Genomic DNA, 6,000 nt, shown 5'->3' with positions numbered 1-6,000 from the left:
TGCACAATCTCTATGGGCCAACAGAAGCCGCCGTCGATGTCACTTTTTGGCAATGTAAAAATAGTATTATCAATCAAAAGACAATTCCCATCGGTCGCCCAATAGCAAATATCCATATTTATTTACTTGATAAATATCTAAACCCTGTTTCTGTAGGTGTAACGGGTGAACTTTATATTGGTGGTGTGGGAGTGGCTAGAGGTTACTTAAACCGTCCCGACCTGACTGCTGAAAAATTTATCCCCAATCCCTTCCAAAGAGACAGGGGAGGGAAACAAGACCAATCCTCAAATTCGGAACGCTTGTACAAAACAGGAGATTTAGCCCGCTATCTGCCTAATGGAGAGATTGAGTACATTGGTCGTATCGACCACCAGGTGAAAGTGCGTGGTTTCCGCATTGAACTCTTAGAAATTGAGGCTTTCATCAGTCAATATCCCGCAGTCCGAGAAACCATAGTTACAGTACAACCAGATTCAGTCGATTCTCAGCGAATAGTCGCCTATATAGTCCCACATTCAGATCAAACACTGGCAATTAATCAACTGCGAGGCTTCTTGGAGTCAAAGTTGCCAAGCTATATGATACCAGGGACTTTTGTCACATTGGAGGCACTACCACTCACACCTAACGGTAAGGTTGACCGTAAAAAGCTACCTATACCTGATACAGCACGTCCTGATTTGGAAGCAGTTTATCAGCCACCCCAAACCGAGGTAGAAAAAACTATTGCTAATATTTGGCAAGAAATACTTAATGTTGAGAAGGTAGGAATTGATGATAACTTCTTTGAACTTGGTGGTCATTCATTACTTTTAATTCAAGTTCATAGCAAGTTGCGTGAAATATTTAAGAGCGATTTATCTGTCCTCGACTTATTTAGATATCCGACTATAAGCTCTTTAGTAGATTATTTTAATAAAGTCCAAAATGGAACCCCATTTTTTCAGGTAACAGATATTGTCAGTGAAAAAATCGAAGCTGGTAAAGCTCAACAGAAAAAGCGTCTTCAAAAAATGAAATCTATTGAAAATATTTAAGGATGGATTGAATCGGCTATTACCACAAGGCGGAATTAAAAATTAAAAATGACACTCTCTACGAGACGCTGCGCCTAGCTTGCTTCCCCCTAGAGGTACACAGACTCGCTAACAAAATTCAAAATTAGAACAGCATAAGCGTTTCATTGATTTTGAATGGTGAGGCAGTCGGGTCTTGGGGGTTCCCCCATGAGGAACTGCCGTTAGCGCAGCGTTAGCTAGCCTAGACAACTTATTCTAATTCTGACTTTTGGCTCCTGAATTCTGTTGTAAGTTCAAGGTAGGGAGAGGTTCCTTGAACTCACGGTTTCCTGAAAGTCATCTGCCAACAGAAAATTTTCATGTTTCCAACCTCTTGACAAACTGTTCATCATCTGAAACTTCACGAATGTATATTGACAAATAAAAATATCTAAACAATCGCGATATTCAGAGATTATTTGATCAACACTGTTTGTGAAGAAAAGCTGATAAATACTTGCAATTAATTATCGATTAGTTGTAATATTCGTTTTCAACTTGATAGTAATTTATCTCAATAATTCAGCTATTTGCTGCGTTATTGACATTATTTTCAGTCAGATGATGGTGACGGGTGTGTGGAGTAGTAAATGAAGCCAAAGCAGTTATCGAAAATTTTCTTAGTAGCAAGTTCTGTTTCGTTTTGGGGTGGAATGAGCGCCACTGCTCAAGAAATACCCAGGCAAGAGGTACAAAGTAAATCTGTCGCATCGGTACTACGCAATTCCAAGTCAATTAGAGAGATTCGCCAGATCAGTGAGATAGAGCATCCCCAGACTAGCGCCCAAATGCTAGTGCAGTCGCCAGCACCCTCATCAGAAATTGTGCAAATTACGGGAGTTAAAGCTACTTCCACTGAAAAAGGTGTAGAGGTGATTTTAGAGACATCGATTGGGGCGCAATTGCAAATCACAAATCGCAGTAGTGGGAATAACTTTATTGCTGATATACCTAACTCACAACTCCGTTTACCCAATGGTGATACTTTCACATTTCGTTCCGAAAAACCACTTCCGGAAATTACTGAGATAACAGTTACAAATATTGATGCAAATACTATCCGGGTGACAGTGGCAGGTGCAGCAGCATTACCAACGGTTGAGTTATTTGATGATGATGCAGGTTTGGTTTTTGGGGTAGTATCTGCTGCTGCAACTGCGACGCAGCCACTAGAGAAGCCGACGACTGAGGCAAAACCAGAGGAACCCACAGCACAGCAGGATGAACCGATTGAGTTAGTGGTGACGGGTGAACAGGATGGGTATCGCGTTCCTGATACCTCATCTGCTACGAGAACCGACACACCGTTGCGTGATATTCCCCAGTCGATTCAGGTCATACCGCAACAGGTCATTAAAGACCAGCAAGCAACTCGCCTAACAGACGTGTTAAAAAATGCGCCGGGTGTAGTGGTAGGAAGTAGAAGCCCTCGCGATCCTCTCAATGTCATCAAAATTAGGGGCTTTGATGCTTTTTCAGACACTCTACTCAATGGGGTACAAGACCGTTCAATTAGCAGTGTCGGGTTTGGCTCAAATATTGAGCGGGTTGAAGTACTCAAAGGGCCCGCTTCGGTTCTATTCGGTCAAGGCGGACTCGGCGGCAAGGTCAACTTAGTGACGAAGCAACCATTGAGCGATCCCTTCTACTCCGTGGAAACTTCTGTTGGTAGCTACAATTCCTATAGCGGTGCAATTGATTTATCTGGTCCGTTGAATGACAGTAAAACGGTGTTGTATCGCTTCAATGCTTCTGTTGGAACAAACGAAAGCTTTATTGATTTCTATGACCAACAGCAATATCTAATTGCACCTACTTTAAGCTGGCAAATTAGTGACAGAACAAAGCTGACTTTAGAAGCAAGCTATTCCCTTGCAGAAGGACCCTATGATTTTGGGATACCGGCACAGGGAAGCGTCCTGCCTAACCCCAATGGGAGAATTCCTCGTAATCGTTTTGTGAGTGAGCCTAATCTTAATGACACTTCTAATGGTACATTTCGGATTGGCTATAATTTTGAACATCGCTTTAGCGATAACTGGCAAGCGCGGAGCGTTTTTCAGACTTATTTGTTACGCCTAAAACGAAATACTGTGTTTCCTTTCGGATTACAAGATGATTTGCGTACATTAGAAAGAGGCGCTGAGGATTTTGACTACGATGAAAATGCTTATAATCTAGACAACTATGTGGTCGGTAAGTTGACAACAGGTAGTATCAAGCATGAACTAGTAGCTGGATTTAACCTGAGCAAAACAGACACTAATTCCAAATCTCTTTTCAATGAGACTACTCCTCTTGATGTTTTCAATCCTGTGTATGGAACTGCTACAGGAGCTAGTGTTCCAGATTTTGATATCAAAAATACGGCGCAACAATTAGGTTTTTACCTTCAGGATCAAATTACCCTAGCAGAAAACTTCAAAGTACTTTTGGGTGGACGCTTTGATATTGCCAATCAAGAGTTTCAGGATTTATTGAACCAGACAACCGACTTTAAGCAAACAGAAGCTTTTAGCCCTCGTGTTGGCATTGTTTATCAGCCCATTAAACCGATCTCACTCTACGCTAGCTATAGCCGTTCATTCAACCAGGCGACATCTGTATTCGGTGCTGCCCTATCGGAACCGGAGCGAGGAACGCAGTATGAAATCGGGGTGAAAGCAGATTTGACTAATCGATTATCTACAACCTTGGCATTTTATGATTTGACTCGCACCAATCTCTCAGCCCAAGATCCAAATAATCCACAACGAACTATTCAAATTGGGGAACAGCGCAGTCGTGGGATTGAGTTTGATATTTCTGGCGAAATCTCGCCAGGGTGGAACATCATTGCTGGCTATGCTTACACTGATGCAGAAATCACAAGAGACAATCCATCGACAGTGGGTAATCAACTGAATAATGTGCCCAGACACGCACTCAATCTATGGACAACTTACGAAATTCAATCCGGTAGTTTAAAAGGATTAGGCTTCGGTTTAGGAGCTTTTTACTACGGAGACCGACAAGCCGACTTAGGCAACACGGTTGAGTTACCGAGTTATGTACGCACAGATGCAGCTATTTATTACAAGCGGGACAATTACCGAGCTGCGATCAATATCAAGAATTTGTTTGACACTGATTATTTTGTCTCTGCACAAAACGTAAATCGGATTATACCTGGCGATCCCCTGACAATACAGGGCACAATTTCCTGGCAGTTTTGAGCAAACCCTCTGATATCCTACGCTTTATCCTGAGGGATAGAAGCGTAGATCATTCACTTTTTCTATTGTGTGAAGTAGGCGTTCATGAAAATACCTTTACGTCACCTTACTTATTTATTATTATTGGGAGTTTTGACCTTTACACTCGCTTCGGCTTGTAGTTTAAATATTAAGCACAGTGTTACAAGCTCAAAACAGCCAACAGAAAATTGTCGAAAGGTGCAACATGAGATGGGAGAAACGTGCATTCCTCTCAACCCTCAACGAATTGTAACTTTATGGATAACTATTCTGGGTAATACCCTGGCATTGGATATCAAACCATTTGCATCCACATACATTTCTATAAGTGAACCTTTTCCACCATATCTTCGAGAACAGGCAAATGGAATTGAATTTGCTGGCGACCTAAATGGGCCAAATTTAGAAAAGATTTTGCTATTTAAACCCGATCTAATTTTGGCTCACTCTCGGTTGCAGAATATCTATCAGCAGCTATCTTATATTGCGCCTACTGTCATCATGAAATTTCCTGCTCCACCACCTTCTTGGAAACAACAATTTATGGAACTTGTCAATGTCCTGGATCAGAAAGAGGCTGGCAAGCGCTTGATGAGCGAATATTATGAGCGAATTGAAAAACTTAAGGAGGCTTTGGGCGATCGCCGCCATAAACTTCAAGTATCAGTTGTTGGTATCTATCAGGATAATAAAATAGTACCATATGGAGAGAGCTATCCTGCTAGTACAGTTATAAAGGATATTGAATTACAACGCCCATCAGGACAAAGGGGAGATTTCTACTATACAAACCCTATTTCTGAAGAACAGTTGTCTAATATTGATGCTGATGTTCTCTTCTTTTTAGCTCCGAGACAGAAGGGCGTTAATGAGTCTAATGAGTTTTTAGAGAAACTCCAACAAAAACCTTTATGGCGACAACTCAAGGTAGTTCAAAAAAATCAGGTGTATTTTGTAGATGAGCGAAACTGGGGCGGTTTTGATATTTTAGCAATGAATGCAGTAATCGATGACTTATTTAAATATCTAGTCAACACACCTTGAATTCATGCCTATTGATAAAAAACACTAAATATGCATTAGGTTAAAAACCAGATATTTCGTAAAGGCACAGCATTGCTGTGCCTTTGCATTATGGTGTATTTACGTAGTTTACTGCCGTAGGCATCGCCGGATAATTAGTCAAAGCCGGAAACAACCAAAGCGATCGTTAATTCACATTACGATGCATTTGTACAGTGCGTAAGTCCTAAGAAGAATACTTTATAAAGAAGGGGAACTGGGGTTGGGGAAAAGGTAAAAACCTCACCTCAAGTGGCGCGAAATAATCCTTGTATCACTGGGTAGGTCAAAACCTCGCCCTCAAGTGGCGCGACTTTTTCATTCCTTTCCTCTTTCCCCTTTTCCCTTTTCCCCTCGTTTTTATAGCTAAGTTTTTCAACTGCCTTTTTGCCATATCTGCCTACGCAACAAACAAACGATGGTTTGTAAAAGACTGAAACGACCTATTTACGTTACCCAGAAGATTATTCGTTTGTATAGTGCATAAGTTCGATAAAAATAGCTTCTTATAAGTAACGCTGATAAATCTCGATTTTTTCATATTTAATCACGATGGCTCTTCTGTTGCTAATGCTACTAATTATCGTTAATATAATTTAGACTAATTAAAAATTAATTGCAATAAAAACGATCAATTAGCT

General features: G+C 40.9%; 3 protein-coding genes. All 3 read left to right on the top strand.

The features are described from left to right. The coding region (locus RM368_RS32385) for a phosphopantetheine-binding protein (protein ID WP_322697850.1) at positions 1-1,040 on the top strand (1,040 nt) is incomplete at its 5' end. Between the two features lie 611 nt (positions 1,041-1,651). Further along, the gene (locus RM368_RS32380) at positions 1,652-4,276 is read left to right on the top strand and encodes a TonB-dependent siderophore receptor (RefSeq protein ID WP_322697849.1); all 2,625 of its coding nucleotides are present in this window, start codon (positions 1,652-1,654) and stop codon (positions 4,274-4,276) included. Positions 4,277-4,360: 84 nt separating this feature from the next. After that, positions 4,361-5,341, top strand: coding sequence for an iron-siderophore ABC transporter substrate-binding protein (locus RM368_RS32375; protein WP_322697848.1), 981 nt, complete (start codon positions 4,361-4,363; stop codon positions 5,339-5,341). The last annotated feature ends 659 nt before the right edge of the window (positions 5,342-6,000 follow it).

Origin of the sequence: Nostoc sp. DedSLP03 (assembly GCF_034530815.1) — a bacterium.
Taxonomy (GTDB): Bacteria; Cyanobacteriota; Cyanobacteriia; order Cyanobacteriales; family Nostocaceae; genus Nostoc.
Note: the sequence above shows the minus strand (reverse complement) of the source record. Positions and strands in the feature narration are given on the sequence as shown.

Coding starts and splice junctions, on each gene's coding strand:
- RM368_RS32380 (WP_322697849.1), top strand. CDS start 1,652: ATGAAGCCAAAGCAGTTATCGAAAATTTTCTTAGTAGCAAGTTCTGTT.
- RM368_RS32375 (WP_322697848.1), top strand. CDS start 4,361: ATGAAAATACCTTTACGTCACCTTACTTATTTATTATTATTGGGAGTT.